This window comes from Bremerella cremea (genome assembly GCF_003335505.1).
In the GTDB taxonomy this organism is placed as follows: Bacteria; Planctomycetota; Planctomycetia; order Pirellulales; family Pirellulaceae; genus Bremerella; species Bremerella cremea_A.
On the sequence record NZ_QPEX01000010.1, the window covers coordinates 773,543 to 794,376 of the forward strand.

The window sequence follows — 20,834 nt, forward strand, 5'->3', positions numbered from 1 at the left end:
GAGCGACTTCCTATGAAGATCAGTGCCGGAGCTATCGACCAGCCTCGCTTCGTGATTGTTTGCACGGCGATCGTGCTGGCAGCCGTCGTGATGGTGGCCTTGAATATCCCTGTGCAGCGGACCCCTGCGATTTCGAAAGCAGTGGTCTTGGTGGCTGTCCCCTACCCTGGCGCACAGCCGGTAGAGGTCGAGGAACAGATCACCAGCAAGATCGAAGACGCCCTGCAAAAGCTCAAGAACGTCGACTTCATCGCTTCTACCAGCACGCGTGGGTCGAGCGTTACTCAAATCATCTTTCTCGACGGTGTCGATCCCGATCAGGCTCGCGGCGAAGTCAAAGACTTGGTGGACGAAATCCGGCGCGAGCTTCCTGTTGCCCGCGAAGTGCAACCCTCGGTCACTGATATCGACTTCGAGAACACACCCCTGATGCTGGTCAACATGACCGCTCCGGCAGGATTCGACGAGGCCGCTCTGAAAACGCTGGCCGAAGAAGTGCAGGAAGAACTCGAAACGATCCCAGGCATTGCCAACACCCAGCTTTTTGGCGGACGGGAACGCGAAATCCATGTAAACGTGAACGTCGACTTGGCAGCCGAGTACGGTTTGACGCTGGGCGATTTTCGCCAGGCGCTGGCCAACTTCCATGCCGAAATGCCTGCGGGGGAACTCGATACCGGGACATTCGACTTTCGCGTTCGCAACGAAACCCAATTTCGCGGTGTCGATGATATTCGAGATGCGATCATCAGCAACGAGGGTGGCAAACTCATCAAGATCGGCGACGTCGCCCAGGTAGAAGACACCTACCGACGTTTACGAAACGTGGCGCTTTTAAATAGTGAATCGTGCGCCACGATCATCGTGAACAAAGAAGCCGACATCAACACGTTGGCTGCGGCAATCACGGTGAAGGAGAAAGTCGAAGAACTGCGACCGCAGTACCCGAATATCAAGTTCTCGATCACCCGTGACACGTCTGCCGAAATCTCGATTATGTTCCGCGTGCTGGGCTCTAGCTTTATCTTCGGCGCGATGCTGGTGCTGGTAATTCTGGCCTGGACGATGGGTCTGCGAATTTCTTTTTTGGTGCTGACCGCAATTCCGCTCAGTTCTGCGGTGGGTTTGATCGCGCTGTATGCCCTGGGGATTCCCGTCTCGAACATGGTCATCTTTGCTTTCATCCTGGTGCTGGGAATGGTGGTGGACGGGGCCATTATCGTGGCAGAGAACATCCACCGGCATATCGAGCGCGGCGAAGATCCGGTCGACGCCGCTAAAATCGGTATTGAAGAAGTTGGCACGCCGGTCATCATGGCCGACCTTACCACGATTGCTGCGTTTCTGCCGATGTTGCTGGTGCCTGGCATCATGGGAGACTTCATGCGTGTGATGCCGGAAGTGGTCAGCGTCTCGCTCTTCGGTAGTATCCTTGTCGATCACTTCTTCATTCCAGTGGTCGCGGCCCGTTGGTATAGTCGGCGCAAGCCAAGCGAAGTCGTCGCCGACGAGTCGGTGCATGCTGCCATTCCCCGGACGCACGACGACGCAGAGATCCGCATTCGGCCTAATCTGGGCTTCTTCACCAAAATGTATATCTACGCATTGCGTTGGAGCCTGCAAACGCGGTGGGCGATTGTTGCTTGCACGATCCTGGCGTTGGTGTGGGCCGGTTTCATGATGGTGCATGTCGAGAAAGAATTTTTCCCGCCAAGCGACCGTGGGCAATTCGAGGTGAAGTACGAGCTTCCCTTGGGCAGCAGCATTCATCAAACGATTGCAGCCGCCGAAGCCCTGCAAGAACCGTTGCGGGAACTCGCCGCCCGTCCGAACAGCGAACTTGTGAACTTCGTTTCGGCCTTGGGTTCTTCAGAAGGTTTAGCCAGCCGCTTGGAAAACGACCCGGCCGTTGGTCCAGAGTTTGGCACGATCATGGTCGAACTCCTTTCGCCGCTCGACCGGGAACGACACGAACGGATGATCTTATCCGAGCTACGGGAAAAGTTCGATCAAACGATCAAGCAGTTCCCAGGCATGACATACACCATTAAAGAAGTCGAAGAAGGTCCGCCTGGGGGCGCGAAGGTGGCTGTTCGTTTCACCGGAGACGACCTCGACCAGCTAGGGCACGTGGCCGATGCGACCACGGCGGCCTTGCATCAAATTCCCCAGGCTGTCGATGTTCGCTCCGATTACCGCAATTTGAATCCCGAGATCGTCGTCGAACCGTTCCCGGAAATTGTCGGCATCTACGGCATGACCGAAGCTCAAGTCGCCCAGGCAATTCAAACGGCAATCAACGGCGACACCACGATCGAGCTGAACCTAGGAGACGAAGACGTAACGCTGCGGTTGCAGGCATTGGACGAGTACCGGGCTTCCAAAGACCAGCTCGAAAGAATCATGCTCACCAGTCCCAATGGGAAGAAGGCCACGATTGGGCAGCTGGCCCATTTAGATCGTGCCACGAGTTTGTTTGCCGTGAATCGTTACGACCGCAAACGAGCCGTCACCGCCAAATGCGATGTGGTCGACAATCCAGATACCGACCTCATCTTTGAAAAACTGCGTGAGGAAATCTTGCCATCGCTTGGCTTCCGAACGGTGAACGATCCTTCAATGAGCTTCATGGACATGGCCTTTGTCGGCACGGTAGGTACGCCCTCGGAAGGGCTGCGGGCCGAGTTCACCGGCGAAAGCGAAGAAACCGCCAAGAACATGAATTACTTAACCGCCTCGATGCTGATTGCGGTGGTGCTGATCTTCGCGATTCTGGTCTATCAATTCGGCAGTTTTCGCCAGGCATGTATCGTGATGATCACGGTTCCGCTGAGCTTTGTGGGGGTGGTCGCCGGCATGTTCCTCAGCGACTTCCCGTTCAGCCTGGCGACATTTATTGGCTTGGTGAGCTTAACCGGCATTGTCGTGAACGATGCGATCGTGGTGGTAGACTTTATAAACCAAGCGAGAAAACGTGGCCTCAAGGTTCAGGACGCCATCATCGAAGCCGGCATCAATCGCCTCCGTCCGGTGATGCTAACCACCGCGACGACCATTGGTGGCTTGTTGCCGTTGTATTTAAACCTGAGTGGCGGGGCAGAATTTTGGCAACCGCTGACCGGAGCCGTGATCTTCGGGCTCGGCTTCGCCACGATCCTGACCTTGCTCGTCATCCCCGTGGCCTACAGCCTGGCCTATTTCAACGCCGATTGGCAGCCAGGGACATTTGCCCGGTGGCGGCAAAAAGTATTTACTCGCCAAACGGCTGCCAGTTAAAGATTTCTCAGCGAAGAAAGATCAGCGAGTAAGCATCAGCCTCTCGCCCCCCTTGGCAAGGTTGGGGCGAGAGCGTTTGAACTTGCCTACGGCGAGTCTTCGCCATCCGCATTCGGTTCGGCAGGTTTGCCGTCTAACGCAGCATCGACCGCCTTCTTTAATTCTGCGGCGAAGTCGATCTTATACTCTTGATCTGGAATGCCTTTCGAGTCGGCCAGCTTCTGGCAAGCGGTAACAAATTCTCGTAGTTGCTCATCGGTTACCTTTTGGCGAAATTCGAGCTTGCCTTCCTTGTTCTTGTCGGCAATCCGACCGTCGATCAACTCTTCGAGCTCTTTCTCGTCAATTTTTTCCTCGAACATCCCGTGCGCGACTCGTTCCAATTGTTTCGTCGCATTCGCCTTTTCTTCGTCAGAGAGTCCCGAAGGGTCGATATAGCTAACACGAGCAACCTCGACGGGAATAGCAGAGATGATCGGAGACTTCAAAATGCTGTCCCCAACTTGCTTCAACTGCACGAAGGTGATCTTCCCTTCCCGATATCCATCGGCCAAACGCGTGACCTGCGCGTTCATTCCTTCTTTCTGGTCTTCCGGAAGATCGGTTTCGTTGATGATGCGTTTAATTTCAGGCTCCACCACGTTGGCAACCAGTTCGTTCCAGTTGGTGGTCGCATAAATGTAGTACCCAACCCCGCAAGCGATTCCCGCCAGGACCAGGCAAACGACCAAACAGCCGATGACGATGGTCGTGCAACCACCTCCGCCGGATCGGGTGTTATCTTCGACAGTAAATTGATCGTTCGACATCACTGAGAATTACTCCTACACCGTGGGGAGGCGGCGTGACTGGAATCTTTCAAGCACACGGATTACTCCCCGGAATGGGGATGATTATCGCCGATTCTATTTTGCAGGCAATATTGGAAGTTCGTGATAAGTGGCAAAAGCTTGCTCGATTTTTTGAGATGAGGCGACGCCTGCGTGAATATAGAGCCCATAGCGCAGCAATAGCGATTCTCCCTTTTTCAGCTCAAGCGGCTTCTCGTACGACATGGTCGCTCCCATCCAGCCGTCATTGCGTACGTGAAATGCGCTTGGAAACGTTGGATTGTCACGATGATTAAACAGCGTGATTCCTTCGTTTGCCTGAGACGTGATTGGCCCGGAATAGTCGACCCACCGAGCCCGTTTTCGAAAGACTTCTTTTTCATCGACCAGACCTTCGCTATTGCGGATGGTCCCCCCGCCATCATTCACTCCGATCGACTTGGCCATACGCACACCTAGCGGGCCAAACGGTGTATCGCCAAACGTCACCGGTCCCGCTGGGGGCGTCAGTTGAATGTCGATCGCCAGCAACCACTCGTCCTGTGGCAGTGGGACAAACGACATCGTGCGTCGTTCTTCCAGCAGCGTTTTCTCGCTTTGGCTATCGATCCAGGTATTCACGACTTGAATCACCGCGCGATCATCGTGATCGATCAATTGACCAATGCGGGTGTGCTTGATCTTGCCCGGCGATGGATCGGCCCAAAAGTCGACTCCGTTGACATCGTGATGAGTAACCCAGACCGAATTGTGATGACTATGCCCGTTGGGATCGTGCGGATGCCCCATGCGCGTCAAACTGCGTCCGGCAGGTCCTACGATGGGATACAGAAAAGGCCGTTCCAAATCGGGGGCATAATGATAACGCGAGATCTCTTGGCCATCGCGCGTGACCGAGATTTGATCGTGCGGCAGAGGCAAAACCTGCATCTGCGGAACCGGCTTAGCTTGCGGAAGAGGTTCTTCAGCAGCCGCCCAGGCAGACGAAACCAAGAGCAACAATAGCGAGAAACGGAACGGCATGAGAAGAGCAACTCCAAGTAGCGGCGGGACATCGCGCGGAAGGTCCTTACAGCCTAAACGTTGGAGCCAGGGCACTCAAACAAAAACGGCCTCGCAATTTGCCAGACCGTTGGTATGTTCGCTTCGCTAAGGGGCGGAACTAGTCTTCATCGAAGATGTATTCGATCTTCAGCACTTCCAGTTCGTAGGTCCCCTTGGGTGCAGGAATCTCAACGACATCCCCCACCTTTTTGCCGATCAACTTTTGAGCCATGGGGCTATCGACGAGGATTTTGTTATTCATGAAATCCTCTTCGCCAGAACCCACCAACGAATAGACTTCTTCCTCGTCCATATCAACGTCGCGGACGGTGATGGTGGCAAAAAAGCCAATCACGGACGTATCGACCGAGGATGGATCGATGATGTGGGCCTTGCTTAGCTTCGATTTAAGCAAGTTAATCTTGGCCTGAATCATTCCCTGAGTTTCGCGAGAGCCGTGGTATTCGGCATTCTCTTTTAAGTCCCCTTCAGCTCGGGCGTTGGCCACTTTCTCGGTGATCGCTGGCATTTCAACGTCTTCGAGATGATGCAACTCGGCTCTAAGCTTCTCGTACCCTTTACGGGACATGGGCATTCTATCGGCCATGCTCGACATGTCAGAAACTCCCTCACTGAAAAAAAAAACGCGACCTGGGTCAGGCCGCATGTAAGATCTTGTTTGTGTTGTTCTTTTTATTGTTATTGAAATAGGAGCTGTTTGTAAAGCCAGCTTTGACCTACGACTAGCGCATCGCACTAATTAGGCATTGTCAGCCCTAAAAAACGGGCTAGACGCTTGCTTTTGCTTATTCGGGGAAGTAAAGAAAAGCCCCGCACGTCGAACAAAAGACAGGCTTACCTAGCTTCAAATCGCTCACCGTCTGAATTCGCAGCTGCACATTGCACTGGGTGCAGTAACCGTTCATCACCGAGGACAGCGCTTCCTCCCCTTTGGTTTTCACCACGCGTTTGTAGTCCGCACGGATATCTGGAGGAATATCCTTTTCCACACCTTCCAGCTGTTCCAGCACACGAGCGATCTCCGATTCTAACTGGGCCCGCTGCTGTTCGACCTCGGCTTCCACTTTGGCACAATCGGACTTGGTTGTCTCGACGGCTCGCTTGGCTTCAACCTCTTTCGCTTCCAGCTGATCGATCTTTTCCAAAGCTTCCAGAATCTCGTCCGACATCACGCTGTTTGCCATCTGAGCCGCTGCGATCTGTTCTTTGAAAATCTGAAATTCTTCGTTGGTCTTGGCCGCGTTGAGCTTGCCTTCGGTAACAGCAACCTTGTTTTCGCTTTCCCGCAATTGCAGCTGTTTACGGTCGGCGGTCATTTTGGTCGCTTTGATCGCCTCTTTGGTCGTAGCCACCACTTCCTCGGCCGCCGTTACACGATTGCGTGCCGCGTTTACCCGAAGCGGGCAGCGGGTCAAACGACTTCGCAAGTCGCTGAGCTGACGGTGGATCCGGTGAAGTTCCTGGAGCACCTCGCTGTAGGGTCGGTTGGACATATTCCATCCATCAGGGGGATATTGCGTTTCGATTCTCTGGATAATGTACCAGTCCCCTTGGTTCTAGCACACGCCACCCATTTATTTTACCCGTTAGGCAACACAAAAAAGCATGGGCATTACGATAATGCCCATGCTTTGGGGGTTTGCTAAAGTTGTCGTTACTGCTGCTTAGGCAGCATCGGCCGTATGCAGAAATCCAGCCAATTGCTGGCTACGAACTGGATGTTGCAGCTTTCGCACGGCTTTGGCTTCGATTTGCCGGACACGTTCGCGGGTCACTTTGAAAATTCGACCCACTTCTTCCAGCGTATACGTGTAACCATCTTGCAGGCCATAACGGAGCTTGATGATCTCACGTTCGCGATAGGTCAGCGTCTTCAGCAGGCCGCCGATCTTGTCTCGCAGGATCTCGTTGGAAGCCTTACGAATGGGTGTTTCTTCGTGGCCATCTTCGATGAATTCGCCAAAGCTGCTATCTTCGCTCTCGCCGATGGGACGATCGAGGCTCACCGGATGGCGGCCAATATCCATCACTCGACGAACTTCTTCGACCGGGACTTCGCTGCGACGCGAGATTTCTTCCATGGTCGGTTCGCGACGAAGTTCCTGCAGCAGGCTTTTTTGCACGTTTCGCAGTTTCGACAGCACGTCGATCATGTGAACCGGAATGCGAATTGTCCGGGCCTGATCGGCAATCGCCCGCGTAATCGCCTGACGAATCCACCAGGTAGCATAGGTCGAGAACTTGAAACCACGGCGATATTCGTACTTATCGACCGCCCGCATGAGGCCGGTGTTGCCTTCCTGAATCAAGTCGAGGAAGCTCAAACCACGGTTGCGATATTTCTTGGCAATCGAAACCACCAAACGCAAGTTACCGCTGGACAGTTGGCGTTTGACTCCTTCGTATTGATCGAACTGCTTGCGGAACTTTTCGCAACGAGCTCGTAAGCTGCGTGGGCTTTCCAGCGTTAGCAGCATCAAGTCGCGAAGTTCTTTACGCAGGTTTGCTCGTTCGTCCTTGGCGGCAGGAATTTCGCGAATCAGGTCCAAGCGGGCCCGAATTTCTTCCATCCGATCGGCAAAGTCCTCTAGCTGGGCCATGACCGGCTGCACGCGACGCGTACGCAAGCTCAACTCTTCTACCAGTTGCAAACACTTCTGGCGGCGACGAATGAAACGCTTGCGTGCGGCCAGACGTTCTTCGCGGGGAGTGCTCTTACGCAACAAACGTTGGAAATCACGGCGATTTTGTTCGAGCATAACCCGCAGCGTCTTTAGGTTGTGCGGCATGCGGCCTTGGATCTGCTCTTTGGTCAAGTTCTCGGTCAGCGAGACTTTGATCGTCCGATCGAACGGCAATTCGCCGCGATGAACCTTTTCCAAGATCTCGACCGTGTGACGCAAAGCAAAGTCACAGCCCAGCACCAAGCGGCGGAACTGTTTGCGGGTGATTTCAATCTTCTTGGCCAGGGCGATCTCTTCGGTACGGGCCAACAGCGGAATGGAGGCCATCTGCGAGAGATACATCCGAATCGGATCGTCACTGCTCTTGGTGATCTCTTCCGAACCGAACGATTCGCCACTGCCGTCGTCGTCTAATGCTTCGGCGAATTCGCGGGCCGAAGGGGCTTTGGTGGAAGGAGCGTCATCGAAATCATCTTCCGGTGCTTCGGTAACCAGTTCGATTCCGCGATTCTCCAGCTCGGCCAAAAGACCATCCAGCTTTTCGCTACCACTGGCTTCGTCGGGCAGATAATTATTGACCTCATCATAGGTCAAATAACCTTGCGACTTACCTTTTTCCAAAAGAACGGCCAATTCTTGATCGGCAAATTCCATAGTGAAGACCTCCTTGCCTTCCCATAAAATTCCTTGGTCATTTACGCACCGAAATTGAAATGCGGGTCAATTCAATCCGTGCGACGTCAAGCGGTATCCTCTACCCATCCGTGGGAAAGGAAATACCCTGGCGATTTCGTTGCTGCTCGATAATTTGTTTGAGGATGTCGAGTTCATCCTCTTCGGATAACACTTTTTGCTGCATGGACGCGACTTGCTGTCCCATGTAGCGATCTTCATGGCGACGCCGAAACGCCGCGATGATTGATTTCAGTTCCTCTTCCGGCTCCGCGATTTCCTTCTGCGAAGCCGACTCGTCGAGTTCGATCAATAAGAATCGCAACGATTCGTTATCGATCGAATCTAAGATCCCTGGGAAGCCACAATCCTCGTGAGCTTCCGAACGGGAACGGATGACTTGAAAAATGGCCTTGGCACCTTCGCTGGTCAACTCGTCAGGACCAATCTCGTCGAAGCACCATTCAATGGTTTCTGGGTGGGCCAGCATCAGCTCGATCAACAAGCGATCCCAGCTATCGAGTTCCCCAATGCGAAACGTTTTGTTGGGCTTTTCCGCAGGACCACCATGCTCACTCTCGAACCGATGCTCCTTTGTCTTAGCTGCTTTACGCAGGGAGGACAAACGGGTTCGTAATTCGGAATCAGCAACCTGAAATTGGCGGGCAATACGTGCCAAAAATTGATGTTCTCGCAGCCGAACTTCTGAGGACGTTTCCGACGCCAGGTTCGGTGCCTTGGCCAGTGTATTGAGCACGTCTTCCAGAGCGTCGTTCGCTCCGTGCAGGTCGTTGGCCAGGTCGATGCCGGCGGTGGCGATACGAATTTTGTGTTCGAGCGCGTCGAGCGATTTTGCCAAGTGAGCTCGAAAAACGTCAGCCCCTTGTTGCTGCACAAAATCGCATGGATCTAAATTGTTCGGCAGCGTCGCGATTCGCAAGTCGACCTGCTGAGCAATGAACAGTTCCAGCACTTCGCTGGTGCGTTTTTGCCCTGCTTCGTCGCCATCGAGCACCAAGTAAACGGTGTCGGCGTATCGTCGCAGTAATTGAATATGGCGGGGTCCCAGGGCGGTTCCGAGGACAGCTACCGTGTTCTTAACGCCAGCTTCGTGCAAGGCGATCACGTCGGTGTAGCCTTCCACCACAATCACCTTCTTGCTGTTGGTGATGTGATCGCGGGCCAGGTCCAACGCGTAAACGTTGTCACTCTTGGAGAAGAGCCGAGTTTCAGGCGAATTAACGTACTTGGCCGATTTCTCGTCTGCATAGGCAGGCAAAATCCGACCACCGAAAGCAATCGGGCGCGACTGGGCATCGCGAATCGGAAATATCACACGCCCTTTGAAACGGTCGTAGGCATTTCCGGACTGCGATTTGCCGATCAAGCCAACCTTTTCCAAGACCGGCTGCGTGTATTGGCTTTGATGCGATTTATTGCACAGCCACTGCCAATCGTTGGGCGAAAAACCGATATGGAAGTGATGAATCGCCTCTTGTGTGATTCCACGATCGTGCAAGTAACGTCGGGCTTCGTCAGCAATTGGATCTTTCAGCAGCAGTTCGTGAAACAACCGCTCGGCCCAGGCCAACGCATTGTATTGGAATTTTTTGTCGTCAGGGCTACCCGCCGGGGCAACTGGGCCTTGCGAAGGCAAAGCAATATTGGCTCGATCGGCCAACAGTTCCAAAGCTTCCCGAAAATCAATCGACTCGCGACGCATGACGAAGTTAAAGACATCGCCACCGATTCCACACACCCAGCACCGCCACGATTGACGCTGTGGGTTGATCTGAAAGCTAGGACGCGAGTCGTCGTGCCAAGGGCACAAAGCGACGTAGCCGCGACCTTGCCGTCTCAAGTTCAAGTAAGCGCCGAGAACATCCACGATGTCCGATGCGGCACGCACCTGTTCTTTGACGTCTTCTTTCGTCACGTTATTGTCTGGGGGTAAAGCCACCCTTTTGGACTTCCTTCCAGGGTTGAACGGGAACCCTTTGCCTGAAATGTCGGTGTGATAGCAACATCCTTGCGATCACCACTCAGCCTGAGTTTGACATTCTAGGCCGTGCCTTCCGTAGCACGTGGGAGCAATTTAGCCCATTTCCCGATTTTAGGTCAAGTTCGCATTGACGCCTGCCGACACACTTTTTGTTTCACGCTAGCAACTATTCTTTACAATATCGATTTTGGGCTTTTAAACGTAGTACTTTCGACTTTTTTCCCACTGCTATCATCGCGGCAATTTAAGAGCAAATAATTTGGTCTCCCGTTTTTTTCCTCCCGCAGAACAAGCTGACGAAAACGATTTGGTGCTAGTCGGAGGCCGGCTGACCTCGGAATGGCTGCTGGATGCCTACCGGCATGGCATCTTTCCGTGGCCCATGTGGGGCGATTGGATGCCGATGACGTGGTTCTCGCTCGATCCCCGCGCAATCATTCCTCTGGACGGCCTTTATGTCAGCAGCCGCTTGAAGCGAACCATCCGCAGCGGCAAGTTCCAGGTAACCTGCAACAAGGCTTTTCGCGAGGTCATGCTCGGTTGCTCGAAGCCTCGGCACCTCAAAGATGGCACCTGGATCACACCCGCTATGATTAAAGCCTTTTGCCGGCTGCACGGCGAAGGGCACGCCCATAGCGTGGAAGTCTGGCACGAAGGAGAACTAGCAGGGGGAATCTACGGCGTATCGGTCGGCGGAGCATTTGCCGGCGAATCGATGTTTCACAACGTGCGAGATGCCTCGAAGGTGGCCCTGGTCGCGTTGGTTTCGCATTTGAATGCCCGTGGATACCAACTTTTCGATATCCAGCAGTGGACCCCACACACCGGCAGCATGGGGGCTATCGAGATTGATCGCAGCGATTACCTGGCACTGCTCAAGCAGTTGGTCGATCTACCGGTAACGTTTGGCTCGGAACTGGCACCTATCCTGCCTTAACAGGGGGATAGCAGCCTAGAACGAGAATTCGTGTGCCCTGCGAAACGGGGCGGTCCGCTAGTACGCCAGCAACTTCTTGCGCAATAAGTCGAGCCCTTGTTTGGCCATACGTGGTCCCCAAATCTCTGGATGGCCGGCCAAACCACTGGTAATCGCTGCCACGCCTTCTGGTCCAGCCAAGGCAATCGCGTACTGATCTGCCGAATCGGCATCGCAATACGTCCCCAAGGCCAACGCATAGTCGGTTTGGTTGGCTTCCCGAGCCGCCACCGCTGCTTGCTCGACTTGCTCTTGGCTCTTCAATGCGTCCAGCGGCAAAATACTCCCCCCCACCAAGGCGGCACGTCTTTCGTCGACGCTGCCCAGCCAGAAAGCGAGCATCCCGGCCGTCGATGACTCGACCGTTGCGATTGTCTTTCCTTGTGCCAACAGTTGCCGCATAACGACATCCTGCAGTTCGACTTCCCCTTCGCCAAACACCAAGTCGCCAACCTCGGCGTGAATTTGCTGCACGGTATCGGCAATGGCCGCTTCACATTGCTCAGCCGATTCCCCGGTGGCCGTAATTCGCAAAGAAATGGTCGCCTGGTGCACGGTGATCCCGACTCGCGGCTCTCGGCCACGCTTGATCAAATCGGGAAGCAAAGCCTCCATGTGGCTCTCACCGACGCCAAAACACTTCACCACATGATGGCGAATGATCTTTCTCACGGTCCCCTGACCGGCCAGCGAAGGGGCCACCGTCGCGAGCCACATCTCTTTCATCTCGGCTGGCACCCCCGGCAGAGCAATAAAACGAGAAGTATGTCCCTCGCTCGCCCAAGCCAGGTCGATCCCTGGAGCCGTTCCGTGGGGATTGGGAATCACGCGGCTTCCTTGCGGAAACATGGCTTGAATTTGATTTTTCGGCGGCATTTGTCGGCCCCGCATCGAAAATCTTCGCTCGATATGCTCCAGACTCTCGCCATCCAACTCAAGCTCTGTTCCCGTCGCCTCGGCCAGCGCCTGGCGGGTTAGGTCGTCGTCGGTCGGCCCCAGCCCTCCAGTGGCGATTACCAAAGCGGCACGCGACAACGCAATGCGAAACGCCTGCACGTTAGCTGCCAGGTCGTCGCCAATGGTCGTATGAAAACGCACCTCAATCCCCAGACCTTCCAATCGCTGACTCAACCACTGGGTGTTGGTATCTAAACGTTGTCCGCTGGTTAGCTCATCTCCGATGGCCAAAATCTCTGCAAACATACGGCTGGGTCGTCCTAACACAAATTGCAAGTTACTGAGTGAGTGAGCACGATCCCCTACGATACCTAAACCTGCTCGTTTCAGCACGACCCCGATAACCTGCGAAGCCTGAAGCAGGTAGCCAACCCCTACGAAAGGTTGCGCCTAACCACATTTGGGGCATTTCACCCATCCCAACAACATGGGAAATCTTGCTGATTGCCGATGCTTGCTATGGAAGCAGCGCCCCTTGATGAAACGAAGCCCAACGACGTTCGACACCAGCCAATCTTACGAATGAAACATTGATAATGCCTGCTCGCGACTCACAATCACCGGTATCACCGCACATTACTGAGGTATTTCATCAAGCGTCGCACGATGGACGCCAACTTGTGGAAGGGCTACTACGTCAGCAGAGCGAGAGCCTGGACTGGATCGACGATTTACGGAATTTGCAAGCGAAATTCCTGAATCAATCGCCCCAGCAAGCTCAGCGAGACTGCTCGGCTGGCTGCCCTGCTTGTTGCATGACGGCCCAGGTCGACGCCACTCCGATTGAAGCGATTGCGGTTAGCGAATACTTGAAAGCCTATCTCGATGCCGACGCGCTGTTCGCGGTAAAAAATCGCCTGACACGTGTGACCAAGCTGCGAATTGCCCAACAAAACGCTCAGGCTCCGCAGCGTCCACTTGCTTGTGGCATGCTCGGCACCGATGGCAAGTGCATGGTTTATCCGGTCCGCCCGGTGATCTGCTCGGGGGTCTTCTCCCTGAATCAAAACGAATGCTTCAAAGCCGAGCGCGAAGCCAACGCCGGAGATTTCTCCCAATCCATTCCCTTAGACAAATTTGCTCTGCAGGCCACTGGGGGGATCTCTGGCAGCCTACAACGTGTGCTTGTCGAGCATGGTCTGGACGGTAATTTGTACGAATTAAGCTCGGCCGTACTGGTCGCTCTCCAGGTGCCCGACTGCCTCACGCATTACTTGAACCAAGAAGACATCTTTAAGAACGCGATCTGCACCGACCCTCATTCCCCACCCAGAAAAAGGATCGTTCCGGCGCCGAAGTTCCTCAATCGGCGTGTTCCTCGACCTGCCTGAGCCTACCCCCCCAGAAAAACAGAACGCACCCATATTTTGCTCGGTTAAAGCGCGTCGCGACGCCCTAAGAATTGCTTATCAGCAAAGCGGCGTCTGTCTATCCCAGGTTGCCAAACCAAAATCATTGTTGGTACCGTAGAGGATATTTGCCACGATTGCTGATGGAACAATGGACTTAACCGGCTGGGAAGTCCTTGGCGTGGCAGAATCAACAAAGTTTGGGGCCTCTGATCTACTTTTGGAACGATAGACCTATGGAATTGACCGCTGGATTCGAGCACTTCGTTCGCACAGATGAACCCCTAGCCAAATACACAGGCCTTAAATTAGGGGGATCGGCTGAATACTTCGCGGAACCGACCTCGGTCGACGAGCTGGTCGCCGTAGTAAAAAGAAGCCGCGAACTGAATATCCCCACCCGAGTGCTGGGAGGCGGATCGAACCTTTTGATCAATGACGTGGGCGTGCCCGGCCTGGTGATTTACTTGCACCATCCCGCGTTCAGCCAGATTGAAATCGAAGGGAATCGACTCACCGCTGGCGGCGGGGCCAAGCTTTCGCATGTGATCAGCACCGCCGTCGGGAAAGGCCTGGCTGGGCTCGAAGGGCTGGCCGGCGTGCCAGGCACCATCGGCGGCGCGTTGCATGGCAACGCCGGAGCCAACGGGGTTGATATCGGCCACCGTACGGTTGAAGCCACTGTGATGACGCGGGGCGGAGAAATCCTCACCCGCACGACTCAAGACTTGCACTTCACCTACCGGCAAAGCAGTTTAGACGAATTGGTTATCTTGAATGGAGTGTTCGAGTTAGAGCCAACCGATTCGCAAGAGCTGACCCGCCGGATGCAAAAATTTTGGATCGTTCAGAAAGCTTCTCAGCCCGGCGGCAACGAGAACATGGGTTACCTCTTCTTCGATCCCCCAGGGCTTTCGGCTAGTTCGTTGATCGAACAAGCAGGCCTAAAAGGGACCAAGGTTGGCGGGGCCGAGATTTGCCCGGAACACACCAACTTCGTGATTGCCAGCAGTGAAGCGACGTCAAACGATGTCATGCGTTTGGCTGAATTGGTTCAAGGCCGCGTCAAAGAAGTCACCGGGATGGACCTGACTTGCCAGCTAATCAACTGGTAGCAGCGGCAGCAAATCCCGAGGCATGCCCCCCACACCAAGCAAGCGATGGGGGGCTTTCTGCCCTAGCTAAAGAATCGCCGCAACCGCAATCAAGTTGCTTGAATCACGCAGCCGATTTCAAAGATTGGGCTAGAAATTCGATTCCATAAAAACGTGCAGAGACACGTTTATTGGAGACGAAATATTCATTATGCTCTTCAGCGTGGGATGTGGAATTCTTCCGCAAGCCAAGGATTGGCCAACTTTCACAAGGATGTCTCCATTGAGTCGCAGCACTCAAACCCAATCGGGTTTGTTGGGCTTGGGTTCGCCCATTGCTCGCCAGCTATTGCTGTGCGTGGTGATCATCGCCGCTTTTGTGCTGATGATGATCGCTGGGTGGAATCACTATGCCGACAAGTTCGCCTCGCGGGAGGAGTTTCTCCTTTCTCCGCGTGACATCCTGATTAACAAACAACCTTCTTGGATTCATTCGAACGTTTTGATTGAAACGATCGAGAAAAACAAATTTCCAGAGCAACTCAATCTTCGCGACCGAGAACTGACCGCCAAAATAGCGACCACATTCTCTTATCATCCTTGGATTCGCAAAGTCAACAAAGTTGTTAAGCAGTATCCAGCCAAGGTTTTGGTCGACGTGGAATACCGTCGTCCGGTGGCCATGGTTGAAGTGGCCTATGCCGATAAAAAGGGGAATCAACTCAGAGGTTTAGTTCCTATCGATGCCGAAGGCTTTCTGCTGCCGGATACCGACTTCTCGCCTGCGGAAGCGATCCAGTATCCATGCATTCTGATTGACAGCAAAAAGCCGTCTGCGGATATGGGCAAGAAATGGGAAGACCCCCGTATTGCCGATGCCGCGTCGATTGCCGTGGAACTGCTTCCTTATTGGAACGATCTGAAGCTAAAACGGATCGTGCTCACGACCGAAGGTGGAAGCCATTTCGAGCTCGAACTGGCCGACAACACCCGCATTATCTGGGGCAGCCCCCCTGGCAAAGAGCTACCGCAAGAGGCGATGGCCAAGCACAAAGTGCAGGTCATTCTGCAGAAAGCAGCTGAAGCAAGCCTATCGAGCAATCAGGCGCAGCCCTCACTCGATTTGAGAACGGCTGGACGTGGCGTAGCCGGTACAGAGGCAGTGCGGCGTTAACCCACGTTCGACTGCAAGCTTACATGCGGCTTATCGCATCGGCTGAACTAAACGCGATCGCATCAGCATCGCTGGTCTCTGGCGGCTTCGGCCAGCTATCGGATACCGTGATCTCTGCGCGGCGAATCGTCACCGAATCAGGGGCCTCGATTCCCAACCGAATCGTTTTTCCGGAAACTCTTAAGACGGTTATGGTTATCCCATCACCGATTTCAATTTTTTCGCCAATACGACGACTTAATACGAGCATCGCTTCCCTGCTCCTGCACCCAAAAAGAACTTTCGAAACCGCAGCGGGCATTAATCAGCCGTTGGTTTCACGCAAAAGAAGCCTACTGCAAGCAAGCAAAAAATGGCTTACGGCTTACCGCGAGTATAAGCGTTTAGCATCTATTTCGTTAAAGAAAATTTCAGGGTATCGCATTTTCAACACATTTGCGCTGAAATACCGTCCACACAACTCACGTAGAACGCTCGCAATAAATAGCTACTTTGTTGGAATCTGATTCATCGTGTAATACAGCACATCGTGCCAGAGCGAATCCCCTGAGCTGTTCTTAATTCCAGGGAAATGAATCTCGTGAACGTGCCCTTCGGCAAGCTGATCTAATGTGATCTTCAGCGATAGGTTATCAGGACTAACTTCAAGATTCGTAATCTTAGGTTTAGTATGATCGACCTCGGGACTACCATAGCTTGCCTGGTAGATATAGGTATAGGTTTCGACGTCAATCGCATCAGGCTTATCGACCGAGGCTGGATCGATGGGCTGGGTAAAACGCACCGTAAAGCCATCGGAATTCGCTTTGACATCGAGAATCTCGAAAGGAGTCACGCCGGTCCAATGGATGCGTTCTAACGAGTACGGCTTGTTCCCGCGTGAGCCCCAGCCTCGATTGGTACCCCCGACAAAGAGATTTCCATCTTCGGTAATCAAGATTGGCAACGTGCCAGAGCCAATGCCTTCCAGAAAGGGAATGCAAGCCCCTTGGTAACGGCCGTTCACCTTTTCCATAACCACACGCATGATCGTGCTATGCGATTGGTCCCCAACGAACATTTGACCAGCAAACGGACCAAACTGGCCACCGGAACGGTCGTAATCGATGCCACTGGCCGATTTGCCCATCTTATCGTAAGGAAATAGCACGGCAGCCGGCATGTACTCTGGAATCTTCTTCGCTTCGATGTGAAAGCGACTGTTGCTTTCCGGCTTTTGCGGAGGTGTCCCCAGATTCGGCGCCAGCTTGTACCACGGATTCCCGTCTGGGTGTCCCATGAAGTGCCCTGGCACCAAATGCTTCAACCCACACGTCCCGTTCCAAGGCCCTTGATTGTCGGTGTAGAAGACATCGCCAGCTTCGTTCATCCCCATGCCGCCTGGGCTGCGGATTCCACTGGCAGTTGGGACCGTGGTCCCATCTTCATTCACGCGTAAGCACCACCCCCGAAACGGAACCTGGCTAGAAAACGAGCCCGTCAAGCAAAGCGTTACCCAAATGTTCCCCTCTTTGTCGAACTTCGAACCGAACGCGTATTCGTGGTAATCGCCGGAGACTCCCCAGCCGTCGGAAACAACCTCGAACTCGTCCGCTTCGCCATCGTCGTTGGTATCGCGAATCTTGGAAACATCGCACCGCTGAGTTACATAAAGCCAGCCTTGCCGGTACGCCAAGCCTAGGACTTCGTGCAGTCCATGAGCGTAACGTTGGAAAGTGGTGTCGGTCTCGGGCGAACTTGCCTTGGGATTGGTCACCAGGTAAATCTCTCCTCGACGTGACGAGACGGCGAGCTTACCGTCGGGCATCATTTCGAGCGCACCGGCTTCCAGCACAACCCCTTCAGGCACCGGCAACGGGGTGATTTTATAGTACTTTTCCTGCTCCTTGTCCTGAGCCAGCGTTACGCTACCGGCGAGACAAACCAAGCAGAAAACGGAAGCAGTACAGTATCGAATCATGACAAGCGCCTTTGAGACTGGGCGGGAAGTGGATGCGGGAGAAAAGTGACCGGCTTACCAAACGTACTTCAGCGTGAACGTCGACTCAGAACCGTCCGGCACTTCGACAACCAGGTCAGAGTGATCGTCACGCAGGGTCGCGTTCGCTCCGGTGACTTGCACCTTCAAACCTTCCCCCAGTTGGTACCATCCATCGCCAAGGGAATGGATATCTGCCCCAGACAACGCGCGAAACATAAGCGTCCCCTCAGGCGTGTGACCATCGACGGTAATGGTGCGAAGCAGCGAGGGAAACTCGCCTGACTTCTCGGCATGAAACGCTTCAGAAACGGTCAAGTCGCCAAAGCGATATCGGAAGGTCGGGTTATTAAGTTCATCTAAGCGATACCCTAAGAATTGATAGCCAGCTTCTTTGCCAGTAGCCGTTGGCCATTTGTCGGCAGGATTGGCCAGCACGGCCCAAGGGGCACCGCCAGGCAAACGAACCACGTTGTCACCCAGGGGAGGCTGAAAACCTTGGCCACGCCCATTCCAGTGACGTGAGGCATCGATAAAAGAACCTTGCCAAATCAGGGCCAAGTTCATGTTCGTGGCATCGAACGCCAGGTTCGCCTTCTCGGGGAAGCCAACTCCGATCGCGCGGCTGCCTGCTCCTTCGATGAAGTTGCGGTAAATGACAGCTTTGCGCCAGGCAACCAGCTCAATCGCTTGCTGCCCCACGCCAAACGGTTTGGCAGCTTCCTCGCCATCTTGCAGATAACGCCAAATCGCTTCAACTTGCTGGTCAGCGTCGCCACTCAAAATGTTTCGCATCACCGACTTTCCATTAGGCCAGGCGGTTGGCATGCGTGTTCCTTTGCGGAATCGAGGGGGATCTATGACGTAAGCCAGAAACCAATCGTGATTCAACCGCTTGGTCATCAAGGTCATATCGATTCCTTGAACGCCAGAGGCCTTCTCACCGGCAAACGTATGGCACTTGATACAGCCAAATACTTTGTCGCCCACCATGTGACGACCCGTCGCTTTGATTCGTCCTTCCGTTTCCGGAATATCGATCGGGGGATGTTCAGGCAACGCATCGAGGCTTGCCAACAAAGGTGCCAGATCACCGACGTTCTGCCCCCCGAAGTTGGGCATCACCGTCTGCATGTAAGGCCGATCCTTCGCCCCTTCGCGGAGAACCTTCTTCATCCAAGTAGGAGACAGCTTGCCTCCTACGCCGGTAAGCGTGGGGGGAATTCGACCTTCGTCCCCCATTTCTTCCTGAGTGGTATGAAAGAAGGCGTTAAGCTCTGGGCTCACGCCACCGATTTCATCCCGCTGGTGACAGGCGTAACAATTAAACGTCGTCAGATAATGCTGGACCTGTTGTTCCGGCTGCCAAGGCTGGACGTCGGGCTGCTTGCGGTGAGTTATTGCCGCCGCCAAACTCTTTCGCTGCCCCTCAGTTAATTGAAAATCAGGCGCCCGGCCAGGCTTCGATGCCAGGCAACCTTTCGCCAGATCAAGCTCCGCCAAGCTTGGCCCCTGCAGCACTCCCGGATCGGCCTTTAGATCGTTCATGGTGTGACAGTTGGCACAGCCTAGCGAAACGAACTGGAGCCGCCCCTGCTCGACACGCTGTGGATCGAGGCGAAAGGAATCGTCCGCCTCCTGATTCGCTTTGTCTTTGCTCAGAAACACATGGTCTGCAACATACGCGTTACGTAGCCCGCCCGGACCGTCGAAGGTTACGTCAAACGCTTCTTGCCCAGCCCCTTCAAAGTATTCAACACGCAGTTCGTGCATACCCGGTCGAAGACGAATCTTGCCGGAACGTCGCTGTTTAGGGTGAATGCCATTGTTGATCACGACCTGCTTGCCATCGATTTCCAATCGGCTACCGTCATCGGAATCGAGATGAAAGGTGTACTCGCCTGCTTGCCCAATGTTCAGAAACCCTTCGAAAACCAAGCCAAAATTATCTTTGCGTTTCGCCAACCCCAGGTCGAACGACATCGTTTCGCCGGTCTCCTTCGGCGTTAGCTTGGAGAAATCAGGCAGCTCGCTCAGGTTCGCCTCTTCATAGTAGGAATAATGTAGATTCGCCGGCACTTCGACATCGAGATCTTGTAGCAAGTACTGCGCAATCTTGCCGGCATCGGCATCGCTTAACCGCAACGACGGCATGCGGCCTGACGCGCGAACTTTCAAGGGATCTTGCAGGAAGGCGGCCAACGCAGGAACCGAGTACTTTGCTTCCAGCTTGCCCAACGGCTTCAAGTGGGCGGCTTTGACTTCGCCCCCTTCCCGTGGTCCGTGACAAGCGACGCAGCCCACTTGGTGATAAAGCTGCTGCCCTTCCCGTACTTCGCGACTACGCCGTCGCCCTTCTTGCAATCTTCCCGTGGAGGCCAAGAAGTGCGTAAGGTTCTCGATCGCGTCCTCGCGCTGCTCGACCGGCAAGCCACCGAGAACATCTGGCATCGTGGCCCCTGGCTTTCGTTGATGCGGATTTTGCAAGTACTCGCGTAAATACTCAGGGCGAACCCGACTCCCGACCATCGAGAGGATCGGCGCCGACTTAGGAGGCAGATTTCCCAAATTGGCATTGGCTTCAGCATGACATGCCACGCAGTTCAACTCGCTGAGCAGCAACTCACCCCCAGCGGCATCGCTCGCCTGAGCATGGAACTGCTCGTAACCAGGAATTACCGGCCCCGTTTGAGCGAAGAGCGACGTAGCCCCCAGAACGACAAAAGTCCATGCCGCCAAAATAGAATAACGCTGCAAGCTGATCATGCGTGGTGCCA

General features: G+C 54.2%; 15 protein-coding genes. 5 read left to right on the plus strand and 10 right to left on the minus strand.

The window, feature by feature from the left end:
- Positions 1 to 12: 12 nt before the first annotated feature.
- On the plus strand, positions 13 to 3,276 hold the full coding sequence (locus DTL42_RS04195) for an efflux RND transporter permease subunit (RefSeq protein WP_114367421.1): 3,264 nt from the start codon (positions 13 to 15) through the stop codon (positions 3,274 to 3,276).
- A gap of 86 nt (positions 3,277 to 3,362) precedes the next feature.
- Here the strand turns inward: DTL42_RS04195 and DTL42_RS04200 are convergent, their stop codons facing one another.
- From DTL42_RS04200 to dnaG, 6 genes are all read right to left on the minus strand, one after another.
- Positions 3,363 to 4,085 (minus strand): hypothetical protein, encoded by a 723-nt coding sequence (locus DTL42_RS04200; protein WP_114367422.1) that lies wholly within the window; start codon positions 4,083 to 4,085, stop codon positions 3,363 to 3,365.
- Between the two features lie 96 nt (positions 4,086 to 4,181).
- Positions 4,182 to 5,129 carry a PmoA family protein gene (locus DTL42_RS04205; RefSeq protein WP_114367423.1) on the minus strand — a complete coding sequence of 316 codons (948 nt, stop codon included), beginning with the start codon at positions 5,127 to 5,129 and terminating at the stop codon, positions 4,182 to 4,184.
- A gap of 139 nt (positions 5,130 to 5,268) precedes the next feature.
- Positions 5,269 to 5,757, minus strand: a complete 489-nt coding sequence (gene greA / locus DTL42_RS04210) for a transcription elongation factor GreA (protein ID WP_114367997.1) — start codon at positions 5,755 to 5,757, stop codon at positions 5,269 to 5,271.
- A 199-nt stretch (positions 5,758 to 5,956) separates the two neighbouring features.
- Positions 5,957 to 6,664, minus strand: a complete 708-nt coding sequence (locus DTL42_RS04215) for a zinc ribbon domain-containing protein (RefSeq protein WP_114367424.1) — start codon at positions 6,662 to 6,664, stop codon at positions 5,957 to 5,959.
- 171 nt (positions 6,665 to 6,835) lie between these two features.
- Positions 6,836 to 8,509 (minus strand): sigma-70 family RNA polymerase sigma factor, encoded by a 1,674-nt coding sequence (locus DTL42_RS04220; RefSeq protein ID WP_114367425.1) that lies wholly within the window; start codon positions 8,507 to 8,509, stop codon positions 6,836 to 6,838.
- Positions 8,510 to 8,609: 100 nt separating this feature from the next.
- Positions 8,610 to 10,487, minus strand: coding sequence for a DNA primase (gene dnaG / locus DTL42_RS04225; protein ID WP_158545227.1), 1,878 nt, complete (start codon positions 10,485 to 10,487; stop codon positions 8,610 to 8,612).
- A 301-nt stretch (positions 10,488 to 10,788) separates the two neighbouring features.
- On the opposite strand from dnaG, the gene aat reads away from it, so the two are divergent.
- Positions 10,789 to 11,466: a leucyl/phenylalanyl-tRNA--protein transferase gene (aat, locus tag DTL42_RS04230; RefSeq protein ID WP_114367427.1), complete on the plus strand. Its 678-nt coding sequence runs from the start codon at positions 10,789 to 10,791 to the stop codon at positions 11,464 to 11,466.
- 57 nt (positions 11,467 to 11,523) lie between these two features.
- Here aat and DTL42_RS04235 read toward each other — a convergent pair whose 3' ends face one another.
- Positions 11,524 to 12,708, minus strand: a complete 1,185-nt coding sequence (locus DTL42_RS04235; RefSeq protein WP_114367428.1) for a CinA family nicotinamide mononucleotide deamidase-related protein — start codon at positions 12,706 to 12,708, stop codon at positions 11,524 to 11,526.
- 290 nt (positions 12,709 to 12,998) lie between these two features.
- Here DTL42_RS04235 and DTL42_RS04240 point away from each other — a divergent pair, with 290 nt between their 5' ends.
- The 3 genes from DTL42_RS04240 (at position 12,999) to DTL42_RS04250 (ending at position 16,079) form a co-directional block, all read left to right on the plus strand.
- On the plus strand, positions 12,999 to 13,793 hold the full coding sequence (locus DTL42_RS04240) for a YkgJ family cysteine cluster protein (protein WP_114367429.1): 795 nt from the start codon (positions 12,999 to 13,001) through the stop codon (positions 13,791 to 13,793).
- Positions 13,794 to 14,047: 254 nt separating this feature from the next.
- Entirely contained in the window at positions 14,048 to 14,926 is an 879-nt protein-coding gene (gene murB / locus DTL42_RS04245; protein ID WP_114367430.1) for a UDP-N-acetylmuramate dehydrogenase, read from the plus strand.
- Between the two features lie 262 nt (positions 14,927 to 15,188).
- Positions 15,189 to 16,079, plus strand: a complete 891-nt coding sequence (locus DTL42_RS04250) for a cell division protein FtsQ/DivIB (protein ID WP_147274159.1) — start codon at positions 15,189 to 15,191, stop codon at positions 16,077 to 16,079.
- Between the two features lie 19 nt (positions 16,080 to 16,098).
- Here DTL42_RS04250 and DTL42_RS04255 read toward each other — a convergent pair whose 3' ends face one another.
- The 3 genes from DTL42_RS04255 to DTL42_RS04265 form a co-directional block, all read right to left on the minus strand.
- Positions 16,099 to 16,329 (minus strand): carbon storage regulator, encoded by a 231-nt coding sequence (locus tag DTL42_RS04255; protein WP_114367432.1) that lies wholly within the window; start codon positions 16,327 to 16,329, stop codon positions 16,099 to 16,101.
- A 237-nt stretch (positions 16,330 to 16,566) separates the two neighbouring features.
- Positions 16,567 to 18,039, minus strand: a complete 1,473-nt coding sequence (locus tag DTL42_RS04260; protein WP_114367433.1) for a PQQ-dependent sugar dehydrogenase — start codon at positions 18,037 to 18,039, stop codon at positions 16,567 to 16,569.
- A gap of 54 nt (positions 18,040 to 18,093) precedes the next feature.
- Entirely contained in the window at positions 18,094 to 20,823 is a 2,730-nt protein-coding gene (locus tag DTL42_RS04265; protein WP_114367434.1) for a c-type cytochrome, read from the minus strand.
- Positions 20,824 to 20,834: the final 11 nt, after the last annotated feature.